General features: G+C 58.8%; 14 protein-coding genes. 7 read left to right on the forward strand and 7 right to left on the reverse strand.

All coding sequences use genetic code 11. From position 1 onward, the window contains the following. Window positions 1–4: 4 nt before the first annotated feature. Window positions 5–1030: an AraC family transcriptional regulator gene (locus BM116_RS07225; RefSeq protein WP_083725210.1), complete on the forward strand. Its 1026-nt coding sequence runs from the start codon at window positions 5–7 to the stop codon at window positions 1028–1030. 23 nt (window positions 1031–1053) lie between these two features. On the opposite strand, the gene ppsR is transcribed toward BM116_RS07225, so the two are convergent. Next, window positions 1054–1872, reverse strand: coding sequence for a posphoenolpyruvate synthetase regulatory kinase/phosphorylase PpsR (gene ppsR / locus BM116_RS07230; RefSeq protein ID WP_083725208.1), 819 nt, complete (start codon window positions 1870–1872; stop codon window positions 1054–1056). A 155-nt stretch (window positions 1873–2027) separates the two neighbouring features. On the opposite strand from ppsR, the gene ppsA reads away from it, so the two are divergent. The 6 genes from ppsA to BM116_RS07260 all read left to right on the forward strand — a co-directional run bounded on the left by ppsA (window position 2028) and on the right by BM116_RS07260 (window position 7810). After that, the gene (ppsA, locus tag BM116_RS07235; RefSeq protein ID WP_083725297.1) at window positions 2028–4397 is read left to right on the forward strand and encodes a phosphoenolpyruvate synthase; all 2370 of its coding nucleotides are present in this window, start codon (window positions 2028–2030) and stop codon (window positions 4395–4397) included. Between the two features lie 32 nt (window positions 4398–4429). Beyond that, on the forward strand, window positions 4430–4915 hold the full coding sequence (rraA, locus tag BM116_RS07240; RefSeq protein ID WP_083725206.1) for a ribonuclease E activity regulator RraA: 486 nt from the start codon (window positions 4430–4432) through the stop codon (window positions 4913–4915). 101 nt (window positions 4916–5016) lie between these two features. Further along, window positions 5017–5271, forward strand: a complete 255-nt coding sequence (locus BM116_RS07245) for a hypothetical protein (protein WP_083725204.1) — start codon at window positions 5017–5019, stop codon at window positions 5269–5271. Window positions 5272–5307: 36 nt separating this feature from the next. Then, entirely contained in the window at window positions 5308–6129 is an 822-nt protein-coding gene (locus BM116_RS07250) for a mechanosensitive ion channel family protein (protein ID WP_083725202.1), read from the forward strand. 36 nt (window positions 6130–6165) lie between these two features. Continuing rightward, complete coding sequence (gene sigX / locus BM116_RS07255; RefSeq protein ID WP_083725200.1) at window positions 6166–6753, forward strand: RNA polymerase sigma factor SigX; 588 nt, start codon at window positions 6166–6168, stop codon at window positions 6751–6753. 91 nt (window positions 6754–6844) lie between these two features. After that, window positions 6845–7810 (forward strand): OmpA family protein, encoded by a 966-nt coding sequence (locus BM116_RS07260; RefSeq protein ID WP_083725198.1) that lies wholly within the window; start codon window positions 6845–6847, stop codon window positions 7808–7810. A gap of 64 nt (window positions 7811–7874) precedes the next feature. Here the strand turns inward: BM116_RS07260 and BM116_RS07265 are convergent, their stop codons facing one another. The 6 genes from BM116_RS07265 to purB all read right to left on the reverse strand — a co-directional run bounded on the left by BM116_RS07265 (window position 7875) and on the right by purB (window position 14937). Then, on the reverse strand, window positions 7875–8339 hold the full coding sequence (locus tag BM116_RS07265) for an acyl-CoA thioesterase (protein ID WP_083725196.1): 465 nt from the start codon (window positions 8337–8339) through the stop codon (window positions 7875–7877). Window positions 8340–8487: 148 nt separating this feature from the next. Beyond that, complete coding sequence (locus tag BM116_RS07270) at window positions 8488–10083, reverse strand: isocitrate lyase (protein WP_083725194.1); 1596 nt, start codon at window positions 10081–10083, stop codon at window positions 8488–8490. Between the two features lie 418 nt (window positions 10084–10501). Beyond that, window positions 10502–11311 carry a secretin N-terminal domain-containing protein gene (locus tag BM116_RS07275; protein WP_139056951.1) on the reverse strand — a complete coding sequence of 270 codons (810 nt, stop codon included), beginning with the start codon at window positions 11309–11311 and terminating at the stop codon, window positions 10502–10504. A gap of 8 nt (window positions 11312–11319) precedes the next feature. Next, complete coding sequence (locus tag BM116_RS19315; RefSeq protein ID WP_083725190.1) at window positions 11320–12324, reverse strand: GNAT family N-acetyltransferase; 1005 nt, start codon at window positions 12322–12324, stop codon at window positions 11320–11322. Next, window positions 12317–13489 carry a ribosomal protein uL16 3-hydroxylase gene (locus BM116_RS07285; protein WP_083725188.1) on the reverse strand — a complete coding sequence of 391 codons (1173 nt, stop codon included), beginning with the start codon at window positions 13487–13489 and terminating at the stop codon, window positions 12317–12319. The genes BM116_RS19315 and BM116_RS07285 overlap by 8 nt, the downstream gene beginning before the upstream one ends. A 77-nt stretch (window positions 13490–13566) precedes the next feature. Then, complete coding sequence (gene purB, locus BM116_RS07290; protein WP_083725185.1) at window positions 13567–14937, reverse strand: adenylosuccinate lyase; 1371 nt, start codon at window positions 14935–14937, stop codon at window positions 13567–13569. Between the last annotated feature and the right edge of the window lie 32 nt (window positions 14938–14969).

Raw genomic sequence — 14969 nt, forward strand, 5'->3', positions numbered from 1 at the left:
CGGCATGACGGACTGGTTTGATGCCGATGCAAGGGTAATCAGCGCGGGTTATCAGCCGGCCTGTCTGATCGATCTGGCGCTTTGCCGTGGTCTGGACAGCCACCGACTGATGCGCGGCAGCGGGCTGTTCTACGAAGACCTGCTACTGCCGGATGCGGTGATCAGCGCGCGACAGTATCTGAAGTTGGTCGATAACGCCCGCCAACTGCTGGGCGCTGACGACAGCAGCTTTTTGCTGGGCCAGCGCCTGTTGCCGGGGCACTTCGGTCCATGCAGTAATCTGCTGCTGCTTGCCGACTCCGGTTTGCAGGCCCTGCAGGACCTTGTGCAGTTCCGCGCGATATTGTGTCCGCTGCTGTCCCCAAGATTGGTATTGGACGAACATCACGCCTATCTCTACTGGGTGGATGCGGTCGGGCTGGGGCGAAATCGGCAGTTTCTGTTTGAGGCCAGCATGACAGCGGTTACCGCGCTGCTGCGTACCTTGATGGGCGCCAGCTTGCCCTGGGAATATCGCCTGGCGTGGGGTGAGCCAAGGCACGTGGAGCAGTACTGGGTGCACCTGGGCGAGCGCTTGCGCTTTGATGCGCCGGTCACCTGCATGCGCTTGCCGCGTGAGCTGCTGGTTACTGCGCCGCAGTCGGCCTCGCCGATGCTCGCGCGTATCACCCGGCAGCAGGCTGAGCTGGCGCTGGCGGCTATGCCAGGGCAGGGGACCTTGTCAGAAGTGGTGTTCGCAGCGCTCTATCAGCAGATTCGCAAGCGGGTGGGGCTGGAGCAGTTGGCCGAGCAGCTGGGCATGAGCCCGGCTACCTTCAAGCGTCGCTTGCAGCGCGATGGCGCGGGGTTTCAGGAGTTGCTGGATCGGGCCCACACCCAGCTGGCGATGGAGCTGTATCAGGGGCGTGGCTACAGCCACGAACAAGTGGCTGCCAGCCTGCAGATCAGTGATCGCACCAATTTTCGGCGCTTGCTGAAACGGCTGACCGGGAAGTCACCGGACAGCCTTAGGGTTTGGCTGGAAAGCTGATCTATTTCAAATGCTTGCCGCTGTTACTTCAAGCGGCGCTCAATGCCCATTTGCATCAGAATCTTGGCCGAAATCTCTTCAACAGAGAAATGCGTCGAGTTGATGTAGGGGATGTTCTCCTTGCGGAACAGGTTCTCCACCTCGCGCACCTCAAACTCGCACTGGGCAAAGCTTGAATATCGGCTATTGGGCCGGCGCTCGTTGCGAATGCCCTGCAGACGATCAGGGTCGATAGTCAGGCCAAACAGCTTGTGCTTGTGCTCCTTCAGCGCCTTGGGCAGCTGCAGGCGCTCCATGTCGTCTTCGGTCAGCGGATAGTTGGCGGCACGAATGCCGTATTGCAGGGCCATGTACAGGCAGCTGGGCGTCTTGCCGCAGCGCGATACGCCGACCAGGATGATGTCCGCCTGGGCGTAGTGGTGGGTGCGGGCACCATCGTCGTTGTCCATGGCGTAGTGCACCGCGTCGATCCGATCCTTGTAGTGCGTGTTGTGCTGAATCGAGTGGGTCTTGCCGACCGAGTAGGACGAGCCATCACCCAGTTCCTGCTCCAGCGGGGCCAGGAAGGTCGAGAATATATCGATCATGTAGCCCTGAGACTTGGCCAGCTCGCGGCGAATCTCATCATTGACGACGGTATCGAAAATGATCGGCCGCGCCGCATCTTTCTCGGCAGCGGCATTGATTTGTTGTACCATGTCACGCGCTTTTTCCACGGTATCCACGTAGGGACGCAGCAACTTGCTGAACTGGATGTTCTCGAATTGCGCCAGCAGGCTCTGGCCAAGCGTCTCGGCAGTGATGCCAGTACCATCAGAAATGAAAAAAGCAGTGCGTTTCATTTACGAAGCCTTAATATGTCGTCTCTCGTAGACAGGATGACCCGGACCTATGGCCTGCGTGTCTCCTCGGTGAACGGCATTGTGGCGCATTTGCAGCAGGCAGGCCAGTATGCCGCTGCCGCCAGATTTATTAATTGATTGACGGAGAGATCACCTTGTTAGAGTACGTAGTGTCCTTCGAGCAGCTGGGTGTTGACGACGTCGAGCGTGTAGGCGGCAAGAACGCCTCGCTTGGTGAAATGATCAGCAACCTGGCCAACGCCGGCGTATCGGTTCCCGGTGGCTTTGCAACCACTGCACAGGCCTATCGGGAATTTCTCGAGCAAAGTGGTCTGAACGACCGCATCAATGCTGCGCTGGACAAACTCGACGTCGATGACGTCAATGCCCTGGCTCAGACCGGCGCCCAAATTCGCCAGTGGGTGATGGATGCCGAGTTCCCGCCGGCGCTGGACAAGGCTATTCGCGAAGCCTTTGATGCCCTCTCTGAGGGCAACCCCGAACTGGCGGTAGCCGTGCGCTCTTCTGCTACTGCAGAAGACCTGCCGGACGCCTCCTTTGCCGGCCAGCAAGAGACCTTCCTGAACATTCGCGGCGTGGACAACGTGATCTACGCAGCCAAGGAAGTCTTCGCATCTCTGTTTAACGACCGTGCCATCGCCTACCGCGTGCACCAGGGCTTTGATCACAAGCTGGTCGCCCTGTCTGCCGGTGTGCAGCGCATGGTGCGCTCCGAGACCGGTACCGCCGGCGTCATGTTTACCCTGGACACCGAGTCTGGCTTCCGCGACGTGGTTTTCATCACCGGTGCCTACGGCCTGGGTGAAACCGTGGTTCAGGGCGCGGTCAACCCTGACGAGTTCTATGTACACAAGCCTACGCTGGCCGCTGATCGTCCGTCGATCCTGCGCCGCAACCTGGGCAGCAAGGCGATCAAGATGGTCTACGGCGATGAAGCCAAGGCTGGTCGCTCGGTCAAGACTGTCGACGTTGATCTGGCTGATCGCAGCCGCTTCTGCCTGAGCGAAGAAGAAGTCGTCAGCCTGGCCAAGCAGGCGGTGATCATCGAGCAGCACTACGGTCGTCCGATGGATATCGAGTGGGCCAAAGACGGTGACAGCGGCAAGTTGTACATCGTACAGGCTCGTCCGGAAACCGTTAAAAGCCGCAGCAGCGCCAACGTCATGGAGCGTTACCTGCTGAAAGAAAAGGGCACCGTCCTGGTTGAAGGTCGCGCCATTGGTCAGCGCATTGGCGCCGGCCGCGTGCGTATCGTCAACGACGTTGCCGAGATGGACAAGGTTCAGCCGGGCGATGTTCTTGTCTCTGACATGACTGATCCTGACTGGGAGCCGGTGATGAAGCGCGCCAGCGCCATCGTCACCAACCGTGGCGGCCGTACCTGCCACGCGGCGATTATTGCCCGCGAGCTGGGCATTCCGGCTGTGGTTGGTTGCGGTAACGCTACCAGCGAGCTGAAAGACGGTCAGGAAGTAACTGTGTCCTGTGCCGAAGGTGACACCGGCCTGATCTACTCCGGTCAGCTGTCCTTCGACGTCAAGACCAACAGCGTCGACGCCATGCCGGAGCTGCCGTTCAAGATCATGATGAACGTGGGCAACCCGGATCGCGCGTTCGACTTTGCCAACCTGCCCAACGAAGGTGTGGGTCTGGCGCGTCTGGAGTTCATCATCAACCGTATGATCGGCGTGCACCCCAAGGCACTGCTGAACTTCGACAGCCTGCCGCCGGACGTCAAGGATAACGTGCAGAAGCGCATCGCTGGTTACAGCGCGCCGGTCGACTTCTATGTCGACAAGCTGGTTGAGGGTATCAGCACCCTGGCCGCCGCGTTCTGGCCGAAGAAGGTCATCGTGCGGATGTCTGACTTCAAGTCCAACGAATACGCCAACCTGATCGGCGGCAAGCTGTACGAGCCGGAAGAAGAGAACCCGATGCTGGGCTTCCGCGGTGCATCGCGCTACATCAGCGACTCTTTCCGCGACTGTTTCGAGCTGGAATGCCGCGCGATGAAGCGCGTGCGCGACGAAATGGGCCTGACCAACGTCGAGATCATGATCCCGTTCGTGCGTACCGTTGGCGAAGCCAAGCAGGTTGTTGAGCTGCTGGGTGAGAACGGTCTGAAGCGCGGTGAAAATGGCCTGCGTCTGATCATGATGTGCGAGCTGCCCGCTAACGCGCTGCTGGCCGAAGAGTTCCTGGAACACTTTGACGGCTTCTCCATCGGCTCCAACGACCTGACTCAGCTGACGCTGGGCCTGGACCGTGACTCCGGCATCATCGCCCACCTGTTCGACGAGCGTAATGCCGCGGTCAAGAAGCTGCTGAGCAATGCCATCGCGGCCTGCCGCGCTGCCAACAAGTACATCGGCATTTGCGGTCAGGGCCCTTCGGATCATCCGGACCTGGCACGCTGGCTGATGGAGCAGGGCATTGAAAGCGTATCCCTGAACCCTGATTCGGTCATGGACACTTGGTTCTTCCTCGCCGAGAATGGCAAGTAAGCCGGTTTACCTTCACGTTCAAGGAGAATGCCATGCATTACATAACGCCTGATCTGTGTGACGCCTATCCCGACGTTGCTGTCGTTGAGCCGATGTTCAGCAACTTTGGTGGTCACGACTCCTTTGGTGGTCAGATCGTCACCGTGAAGTGTCACGAGGACAACTCCATCGTCAAGGAGCAGGTCGATCAGGACGGCACGGGCAAAGTCATGGTCGTTGATGGCGGCGGCTCCCTGCGTCGCGCCCTGCTGGGCGACATGCTGGCCGAAAAGGCTGCCAAGAACGGCTGGGAAGGCATCATCGTTTACGGCTGCGTTCGTGACGTGGATGTGCTGGCCCAGACTGCGTTGGGTATCCAGGCGCTGGCCAGTCACCCGATGAAAACCGACAAGCGCGGTATCGGTGACCTTAACGTTGTGGTGACCTTTGGCGGCGTGACCTTCCGCCCGGGTGAGTACGTCTATGCCGATAACAACGGCATTATTGTTTCACCCACGGCGCTCAGCATGCCCGAGTAAAGGTCTGCTGGCACCAGTTGGCGAGGGGGAGAGTAGCAATACCTCCCCCTTGCTGCGTTATAGCTGGTGTTCAAGTGCTGCCAACCCGCCCGGAGACCGCTATGTCAGACGACGATTCCCTGGAGCGCGCACTGCGCGCCATGCTGCAAGACGATACGGACAATCACGCTGGACGCAGTGATGACCAGCGCCTGGATAGCGTATTGCACCGAGCACATTTGCACGGCGCTGCCGGCGACCTGCTGGGGTTGTTCAGTCGCTGGGGCTGGGTGCTGTCTGAGGGCGGTGCGCGTGGCCTCAAGCACGCGCGCCCGACGCGGCGTGATGCCGATAATTCCAAATCGCCTGAGCTCTAACGAGCGGTTCACCTGTCAAATCTGGAGAGTTCTGCCATGGAGTTCGACGTCTGGAGCCAAAGCTTCGTTGCTGCCATGACCACCCTGTGGAGCAAGGTAGCGTCTTTTATTCCTGACCTGATTGCTGCGCTGGTCATCATTGTTCTGGGCCTGATCGTGGCCAAGATAGCGGATGCGGTGCTTGGTAAGGGCCTTGCCAAGCTGGGGCTCGACCGCCTGATGAGCGGCACGGGTGTCAACAAGATGCTCGCGCGCATCGGCATCAACATGTCGGTCTCGGCCATCACGGGCAAGGTGGCCTACTGGTTCATCCTCTTGACCTTTGTGGTGTCCGCGTCTGAGTCGCTGGGCCTGGCCCGGGTCTCGTCTACGCTGGACGCCATCACTCTGTACCTGCCCAAGGTGGTCGGGGCTGCGTTGATTCTGCTCGGCGGTCTGCTGCTGTCGCACCTGGCAAACGGGGTTGTACGTGGTACGGCCGAGAGCGTCGGCGTTGAGTATGCCAATGGCATTGGCCGTTTTGTACAGGGCTTGCTGGTCATCATTACTGTCTCGCTGGCTATCGGGCAGCTGCAGATCGAAACCGCGCTGCTGAATATGGTCATCGCCATCGTGCTGATTACCTTTGGCATGGCGGCAGCTCTGGCGCTGGGTCTTGGCAGTCGCGACCTGGTTGCACAGATTATTGCCGGCATCTATGTGCGCGAGCTGTACCAGCCGGGCGATGATATTGCGGTGGGTGACGTCGAGGGCGTGATAGAGGAAATCGGCACTGTCAAAACCCAGATTCTGAACGCTGACGGGCAACTAATCTCAGTCGCCAACCGTGAGCTGATCGAACAACGGGTGCGGCGCTGAGCGCCGGTTCCGCCGATAACGGAAGATGTTGGTACCTTGACCAAGCAGAGCCGAACAGCGCGCCGCTATAACCCAGCCGATCTTGATGATGACGCGCTGGTTCTCAAGGCAAAAAGTGAACTAATTCACACCACAACTGCCTATGAGGAGCTGATGCGGCGATATCAGCGAACTTTGTTTAACGTCTGTGTTCGTTATTTAGGTAACGAGCGCGACGCAGACGATGTTTGTCAGGAAGTAATGCTTAAAGTGTTGCACGGCCTCAAGCAGTTTGAGGGTAAGGCCAAATTTAAAACGTGGCTTTATAGCATCACTTACAACGAGTGCATTACCCAGTACCGCAAGGACAAGCGAAAGCGTCGGCTGATGGATGCGCTCAGTCTCGATCCTCAGGAAGAGGGCGAGGAGCAGGAAGCGAGCACGTCCGAGGGATCGGAAGGATTGAGTCGTTTGCTGGCTCACGTCAATCCGATCGACAGGGAAATTCTGGTGTTGCGGTTTGTCGCGGAATTGGAGTTCCAGGAAATCGCCGACATCATGCACATGGGCTTGAGCGCAACAAAGATGCGTTACAAGCGTGCGTTGGAAAAGTTGCGAAACCAGATTGACAGTCCTTTCATATAAGGCTTGTATAGTTTTTAGCGATATTCAGCTATACTGTGTCGGAGTTTTGCGAAAGCTAAAACGTCTTAATGGATTTGATGGGGATTCAAAGATGAAATTGAAAAACACTGTGGGTCTCGTTGTTGGTGCCGCGGTTGCTGCCTCCAGCATGTCTGTGCTGGCCCAGGGTAAAGCCGGCTCTGTTGAAGTGGAAGCCTTTGCGGATCGCTACTTCACCGACAGCATGTACAACATGAACGACGGCACCCTGGTTGGTGGCAGCATCGGTTACTTCGTCAACGACGATGTCCTGCTGAGCATCGGCCTGGGTAAGTACAAGAACCTGGAGCACGAGCCGACTGACACTGATGTCGACGGCAAACTGGCTCAGGTTGAAGCTGTTTACCACTTCGGCGCTGGCAACGTTCGTCCGTACGTTTCCGCAGGCCTGGCTCACCAAGAGCTCGAGCCGGACGGAACTACCATCGAAGACCGCACCACTATGGCCATGGCTGGCGTGGGCATCAAAAACTACCTGAACGAAAACTTCTTCGTGAAGGCTGGTGTTGATGCGCTGTACGGGTTTGACCACGGTAACACCGAGTGGCAGGCAGGCGTAGGCCTGGGTATCAACTTCGGTTCGAAGTCCCAGCCAGTTGCTGAGCCCGCTCCGGCTCCGGCACCCGCCCCGGCACCAGCTCCGGAACCCGCTCCGGAAATGCAGTCGGTCCGCGTTGAGCTGGACGTGCTGTTCGATTTCGACAAAGACACCATCCGTCCTGAGTTCCGCCAAGACATCCAGAGCCTGGCTGAATTCATGAAGACCTACCCGTCGGTTACTACTACCGTTGAAGGTCACACTGACTCCGTTGGTAGCGATTCCTACAACCAAAACCTGTCTGAGCGTCGTGCCAATGCGGTACGTGAAGCTCTGATCAGCGAAGGTGTAGACGGCTCCCGTGTTAGCTCCGCCGGTTACGGTGAAGCTCGCCCGATTGCTGACAACGCTACCGATGAAGGCCGCGCGATGAACCGTCGCGTAGAAGCCGAAGTCGAAGCGCAGGTTGAAGTGAAGTAACACTTCTCCCAAGCAGAAAAACCCGGCCATTGGCCGGGTTTTTTTGTGTCCGGAAAACGCGCTTTTAGTCGTCAGCGTTGTCTTCAGGCTCAACTGAGTTGACACCGGGAAAGCGCAGGCGAAAGTCTTCGGGCATGGGGCGAACCTTGCCGGTAGCAAAATGGAAGAACACGAAGCCGGACTTGGCCAGTGCCACAAGCTCGCCATTGCTGGCCTTGCTGATGCGGAAGATGATGTCACCGCCGTACTTGTTCAGATCCATCAGGCCGACTTCAAAGATCAGGGCGTCGCGAGCGAACGCTTCGCGCAGGTAGGTCGTGGCCAGATCGGTCACGATGATGCCGACGCCTTTCTCGCTGACTTCCTCGATACCGAACTGGTACAGAAAGCGTGCACGTGCCTCGGAGATCATTGAGATCATCGAGTCGTTTGCCAGGTGGTTCGCCGAGTTGATGTCGGTAATGCGCACCGTGAGCTGAGTGGTGAAGTAAAACTGGTTCTCGGGAAAGTCGAGTTGCAGGCGTGCCATAACTGAATAATGCCTTGTTGCGTGAACCGGGGTAGGGCAGAAGTGCTGCGCATTCTACCTGAGCAGTTTGATGCTTTACAGAAAAAAGGGGCTGCCAGTGGCAGCCCCTTCTTCACACCTGAGCCTTGCGGCTCTGAATCAGTGGCTATCAGCCGAACTGGTTCATGGTGTTGTCTTTACCGCTAGCTTTCAGAGCAGCTTCGCCAGCGAAGTACTCTTTATGGTTGTCGCCGATGTCGGAGCCAGCCATGTTCTGGTGCTTGACGCAGGCGATACCCTGGCGCAGTTCCTGGCGCTGAACGCCTTTCACGTAAGCCAGCATGCCTTGCTCTGCGAAGTAACCTTTTGCCAGGTTGTCGGTAGACAGTGCGGCAGTGTGGTATGTCGGCAGAGTGATCAGGTGGTGGAAGATGCCAGCGTGAGCCGAACCATCGCGTTGGAAGGTGCGGATGCGCTCGTCAGCTTCAGCAGCCAGTTCGGACTCGTCGTAGTCAACGCTCATCAGGTTGGCACGATCGTAGGCAGAAACGTCTTTGCCAGCTTCAGTCCAGGCATCGAACACTTGCTGACGGAAGTTCAGGGTCCAGTTGAAGGACGGGCTGTTGTTGTAAACCAGCTTGGCGTTCGGGATGACTTCGCGTACGCGGTCAACCATGCCTTTGATCTGGCCAACGTGCGGCTTCTCGGTTTCGATCCACAGCATGTCTGCGCCGTTCTGCAGGGAAGTGATGCAGTCCAGTACGCAGCGGTCTTCACCAGTGCCCTTGCGGAACTGGAACAGGTTGGACGGCAGACGCTTCGGACGCAGCAGCTTGCCATCGCGCTTGATAACAACGTCGCCGTTGCCCAGTTCGGCATCGGAGATTTCGTCGCAATCCAGGAAGCTGTTGTACAGGTCGCCCAGGTCACCCGGCTCAGCGGTAACAGCGATCTGCTTGGTCAGGCCAGCGCCCAGGGAGTCGGTACGAGCAACGATCACGCCGTTGTCGATACCCAGCTCGAGGAACGCGTAGCGAACAGCGTTGATCTTGGCCAGGAAGTCAGCGTGCGGAACGGTAACTTTACCGTCTTGGTGGCCGCACTGCTTCTCGTCGGAAACCTGGTTTTCGATCTGGATGCAGCAGGCACCGGCTTCGATCATTTTCTTGGCCAGCAGGTAGGTCGCTTCAGCGTTACCGAAACCAGCGTCGATGTCAGCGATGATCGGCACAACGTGAGTTTCGTAGTTGTCGATCTGGTTCTGGATGTCAGCAGCCTTGGCTTGGTCGCCAGCTTCGCGAGCAGCGTCCAGAGCGGTGAACAGCAGGTCCAGTTCGCGAGCGTCAGCCTGGCGCAGGAAGGTGTACAGCTCTTCGATCAGAGCGGCAACAGAAGTCTTCTCGTGCATGGACTGGTCAGGCAGCGGACCGAAGTCGGAACGCAGTGCAGCAACCATCCAGCCGGACAGGTACAGGTAGCGCTTGTTGGTGGTTTTCAGGTGCTTCTTGATGGAGATCAGCTTCTGCTGACCGATGAAGCCGTGCCAGCAACCCAGAGACTGAGTGTACACAGAGGAGTCGGCGTCGTACTCAGCCATGTCCTTGCGCATGATGTCTGCGGTGTACTGAGCGACTTCCAGACCGGTCTTGAAGCGGTTCTGAACACGCATACGAGCTACGTATTCCGGGTTGATGGCACTCCAGGAGCTGCCCATTTTCTCTTTCAGAGCGGCAACGGCCTTGATCTCATTTTGGTAAGCTGACATGGTCAATCCTTCACAGTTGGCGTTAGGTTCAGCACGATTTGTCGACCCATTGCTCCGCTGCTGCGGTTACTGCTCGGAAGGATATGAAAAGGGGAGACTGGCGATGCGCCAAAAGGAGAGGAGGTGACAGTCGTGCGAGCGCTAAGCCATCGGTAATGGCGTTTGCTTGCCGGCGTTAACTGTGCAGCTTAAATCGCTTCCCCGTCCCTCAGGACAACTTTCGTTCCAGTCGCCACCTCGTCAATCTGCCTTATGAGCGGTATAGACACATAACGAGCCGTTGGTATTGGCGCCGTTACGGAGGCCTCAGGGCCTCTGGCTAGCGGGAGCGTGGGCAATGATGGGACTTCGATTGGGATAAGTCAATGCCGTATGTAGTGTTTTTTGGCTGGCACTACAACGTGCAGTACGTGACGCATCAGTCAACGCGGTCAACTTTCAGGCGAATCGAGCCGCTGCTGCTGCGCTGTGTGCTGATGCGTCGTCCAACATCGCTATCGCGTCCCGAGGTTGCGTCGTCCAGCCCGCCAACGGTTACCCACTGGCCGAGCGGGGCGGTGACCACGGTGTCGGCCTGCTGTACATCGATGACGCCTTGACGACGGTTGTTCAGGCGGTTGTTGTTGGCACTCAGGGTGATGGTCGCCATGTCGCCGCTCAGCTGCACAGTGGCGTAAAAGCCCTGGGTTACGTCCTGGTATTGGGTTTGCTCAATGACCTGGCCGTAGACATTGGTGGTTCTGGTGGTGATGGGCACGCTTTGCCCACCCTGAATCAGTACCGGGTAGCCTTCGCTAGCCATAACCTGGCGAACGCCATCGTTGCTGCCATAGGTACGCCGGTTGATGATGCGTGCGCTGTTACCGTGATTGTCTGGGTTTCCGATGATGATCTCGGCTGGCCCGGTGTCGATGCTGCCATCAACCCGGTAGCCACCGCTGCTGCCGCTGCTACTGCCGGAGTTGGCAACGCTGATCATCAGCCGGGAAGGCTGAGTGTCCAATTGGCCGACCAGCGCTTTGATTTCGTCAATGCGCTGCGGTTCTGCGCGTATCAGCAGCTGGTTGCCGTAGGCTGACACCCGCTCGTTGGATTGCAACATCGGCTGGATGGCGGGGATGATGTTTTCGGCCATGTTGTAGCCCAGCGGCACAATCTCGGTAGTCGGCGCGGCATTGGCCATCAGGGTGGCGATGGAGAGCGTCATCCAGCACAGTAGTTTGAGCATGCCTGACTTCACAGTAGAAACCTCCTCAGTGTCGGGTCGGTTTGGCTGCTTGCCCAGAGTTCATTGAAGCGATCACCCCAGCGTTTAGCTTGATCGGCGCTGTCGCGCCGCACGAAGCCGTCGCGCTGACGTGCCTTAGGTAGCATAAGAAATCCGCGATCGTCGCTGATGACCTGTACATGGGCCTGGAGTGGCAGGTCAGGGTGCTGACGTCTTACCTGGCACAGGCTGGGAAAGCGATGGGCCAGTGCTAGCGGCGTATGGCCGGAGAGAAACTCCGGGTCAACGCTCTGCAGCAGAATGCGTATCTGGGCTTTCGGATTGCGGGCAATGAGTGCTTCGCAGGCGCCGATGAAATCGCGTCGCTTAAACAGCCATGCCGCCTGCTCCGGGGCGAATACCAGCAGTTGCTGGCGACAAGCGGTTACCAGCTCGTTGAGCAGCGCCTGGGCGTTGCCCTCGTTGAGCGGGGTCAGCGCCGGGTCGTCTTCGGGGTAGCGCGTAGCCTGCTCGGACTCGGTGTCCGGGTTGAGGATGCTGAAGCGCCCGGGGGAGATAAACTCGATGTCGGCGAGCGAATGCTCCACCTGATCGCTGGCTTTCCAGCACATGTCCTGGTGATCAATCCCGGCGTCCAGGTAGACCTCAGAGCAGACGCTGAAGCCAAGACGCTGATAGAACGCAATGGCGTGGGTCTGGGCGCTGAGCAATAGCTCATCCATGCCCTGGGCCTGGGCGTGTTCGATAATGGCGCGCATCAATTGATCGCCCAGCCCGGCACCACGATGCTCTGGCAGGATGGCGATACGCCCTATGTGACCGTCGCTGAGCAACCGGCCGGTGCCGACCGGCTGCTCGGCTCGATACAGGAGAAAGTGGGTGGCTGTTTCATCCAGCGCGTCCCACTCCAGGTCCTCGGGAACCTGTTGTTCGTCAATGAATACCCGCTGACGTATGTCGCGCAGGGCCTTGCCTGTGCGCCAGTCAGCAGTGGTAACAAAGACGTCATTCATCCTGTCTCTCCATCAACAAAAAACCTTTGGCCACCAGTTGCTCCAGCAGTTGCTGGGCGTCTTCTTCCTGCGTCCAGCCAAGCAACAGCTCGGCTGGCAGATAGCGCTGATTACAGATTAGCTGAACCAGCGGCAGCAGGGCCGGACCCACAGCGCAATGCTCGCCATTGGCAAACAACCGCAAGCTACCGTCGGCCGCCTCCCAGTAGGCCAGTCGCACCGCCGGGTTGGTTTCAAGGCCAATGCCGGCACTCAGCGACTCTGCCAAGGGCTCGGGCTCTCCGGCGTAGGCTTGCGCCAGCTCCGGATACTTGGCTTCGGTCATATGGCGGCCGAACCAGGTTGCCAATGCCTCTTTGTCTGAGACCAGGCGCAGAACGCTTTGTTGCAGGCGATCGATCGCTGCGGGATCAATGGCCGCAGGGTCCGACGGACGGTTGAGACCGGCATCGCCGTAACGCTGATCGTCACTCAGGTGATGGGCCAGATAGTCGGTGAAGTGCACCAGAATCTCGGCGTGGCTGGGGGCGCGAAAGCCAATGGAGTAGGTCATGCAGTCGGTCTCGGCGACACCGTCGTGGGCAACGCCCGGTGGGATATACAGCATGTCGCCGGGTTCCAGCACCCATTCATCCTGGCAGTCGAAGTCAGCAAGGATGCGCAGGTCCGGGTTGTCCAGCAGTTGGCTGTCTTCGCTGCACTGCTGGCCGATGCGCCAGCGGCGTTTGCCGTGGCCCTGCAGCAGAAACACATCGTAGTTGTCATAGTGCGGACCAACGCCGCCGCCGGGTGTGGCATAGCTGATCATGACGTCATCCACGCGCCAGCTGGGCAGAAAGCGGAATTGAGCCAGCAGGTCGGCGACTTCCGGTACAAACTGATCGACCGCCTGCACCAGCAGCGTCCAGTCCCGCTCGGGGAGTTGCTGATAGGTGTCGTCCGGAAACGGCCCTTGGCGCAGCTCCCACGGGTGTGAACCCTGTTTGAGGATGATGCGCGACTCGACTTCTTCTTCAAGCGACAGGCCCGCCAGCTCGTTGGGCTCAATCGGGCTTTCGAAGCCGGGAATGGCCTGACGAATCAGCAGCGGCTTGCGCTGCCAGTATTCTGCGAGGAAGCGGTCGACACCGATATCACCAAACAGCGAGTCGAATTCAATGGTCATCTTTCTGGCTCCAGAATGGACAGCGCCCGGTAAATCCGGGCGCTGTGGGGCAGGGTGGCGGCGTTGGTTGGCGCGGATCAGATACGCTCGGCCTGGGCTACTGCGTTACCAATATAGCTGGCCGGGGTCAGGGCCTTGAGTTCGGCCTTGGCATCATCCGGAATCTCCAGGCTGTCAACGAAGGCCAGCAGTGCGTCCGGTGTGATGCCCTTGCCCCGTGTCAGCTCCTTGAGCTTCTCGTACGGGTTGGCCACACCAAAGCGGCGCATAACGGTTTGAATCGGCTCTGCCAGTACTTCCCAGCAGTTGTTCAGATCCTCGGCCAGGCGCGCGGCGTTCAGCTCCAACTTGCCGATGCCCTTGAGCGAGGCTTCGTAGGCGATGACGCTATGGGCAAAGCCAACACCCAGGTTGCGCAACACGGTGGAGTCGGTCAGGTCACGCTGCCAGCGGGAGATCGGCAGTTTGCTGGCCAGGTGCTGCATGATCGCGTTGGCGATGCCCAGGTTGCCTTCGGAGTTTTCAAAGTCGATCGGGTTGACCTTGTGCGGCATGGTCGAGGAGCCGATTTCACCCGCAACGGTCTTCTGCTTGAAGTAGCCGAGGGAGATGTAGGCCCAGATATCGCGATCAAAGTCGATCAGAATGGTGTTGAAGCGCGCGACGGCGTCGAACAGCTCTGCGATGTAGTCGTGCGGCTCGATCTGGGTGGTGTACGGGTTGAACTGCAGGCCCAGGGTCTGCTCGATGAACTGCTTGGCGTTGGCCTCCCAGTCGACTGCCGGGTAGGCGGACAGGTGGGCGTTGTAGTTGCCGACCGCGCCGTTGATCTTGCCCAGCAGCGGGATGCTCTCGACCTGGGCAATCTGGCGCTCCAGGCGGTACACAACGTTGGCCAGTTCCTTGCCGAGCGTGGTCGGGGAGGCCGGTTGGCCGTGGGTGCGCGAGAGCATGGGTACGTTGGCGTACTGCTTGGCGAGCGCACGGATGGCGTTGGCTACCTGGCGCATCAGCGGCAGGATGACCTCATCGCGGCCGCTGCGCAGCATCAGCGCGTGGGACAGGTTGTTGATGTCCTCGGAGGTGCAGGCAAAGTGGATGAACTCGCTGACCTGCTTGAGCTCGTCGAGCTGTTCGGCCTGCTCCTTGAGCAGATATTCGACCGCCTTGACGTCGTGATTGGTGGTGCGCTCGATTTCCTTGATGCGCTCGGCGTGTGCCAGGTCAAAGTCCTCGGCCAGGCGGTCGAGGATGGCGTTGGCAGCGTCGGAGAACGGTGCAACTTCACTGATGCCCGGGTGCGCGGCCAGGCACTGCAGCCAGCGAACCTCTACCTGAACGCGGAAACGGATCAGGCCGTATTCGCTGAAAATAGGGCGCAGAGCGGCGGTTTTGCTGCCATAGCGGCCATCAACCGGGGATACGGCGGTCAGGGAAGTCAGTTGCATAGTTCTCTCGTCACGGGCTGGCGGAAAAGGGC

The organism is Halopseudomonas pachastrellae (assembly GCF_900114765.1).
GTDB lineage: Bacteria > Pseudomonadota > Gammaproteobacteria > Pseudomonadales > Pseudomonadaceae > Halopseudomonas > Halopseudomonas pachastrellae.

Bases quoted from the DNA above. Each gene is read 5' to 3' on its own strand.
- BM116_RS07225 (WP_083725210.1), top strand. From the start codon at position 5: ATGACGGACTGGTTTGATGCCGATGCAAGGGTAATCAGCGCGGGTTAT.
- ppsR (WP_083725208.1), bottom strand. From the start codon at position 1,872: ATGAAACGCACTGCTTTTTTCATTTCTGATGGTACTGGCATCACTGCC.
- rraA (WP_083725206.1), top strand. From the start codon at position 4,430: ATGCATTACATAACGCCTGATCTGTGTGACGCCTATCCCGACGTTGCT.
- BM116_RS07245 (WP_083725204.1), top strand. From the start codon at position 5,017: ATGTCAGACGACGATTCCCTGGAGCGCGCACTGCGCGCCATGCTGCAA.
- BM116_RS07250 (WP_083725202.1), top strand. From the start codon at position 5,308: ATGGAGTTCGACGTCTGGAGCCAAAGCTTCGTTGCTGCCATGACCACC.
- BM116_RS07260 (WP_083725198.1), top strand. From the start codon at position 6,845: ATGAAATTGAAAAACACTGTGGGTCTCGTTGTTGGTGCCGCGGTTGCT.
- BM116_RS07265 (WP_083725196.1), bottom strand. From the start codon at position 8,339: ATGGCACGCCTGCAACTCGACTTTCCCGAGAACCAGTTTTACTTCACC.
- BM116_RS07270 (WP_083725194.1), bottom strand. From the start codon at position 10,083: ATGTCAGCTTACCAAAATGAGATCAAGGCCGTTGCCGCTCTGAAAGAG.
- BM116_RS07275 (WP_139056951.1), bottom strand. From the start codon at position 11,311: ATGCTCAAACTACTGTGCTGGATGACGCTCTCCATCGCCACCCTGATG.
- BM116_RS19315 (WP_083725190.1), bottom strand. From the start codon at position 12,324: ATGAATGACGTCTTTGTTACCACTGCTGACTGGCGCACAGGCAAGGCC.
- BM116_RS07285 (WP_083725188.1), bottom strand. From the start codon at position 13,489: ATGACCATTGAATTCGACTCGCTGTTTGGTGATATCGGTGTCGACCGC.
- purB (WP_083725185.1), bottom strand. From the start codon at position 14,937: ATGCAACTGACTTCCCTGACCGCCGTATCCCCGGTTGATGGCCGCTAT.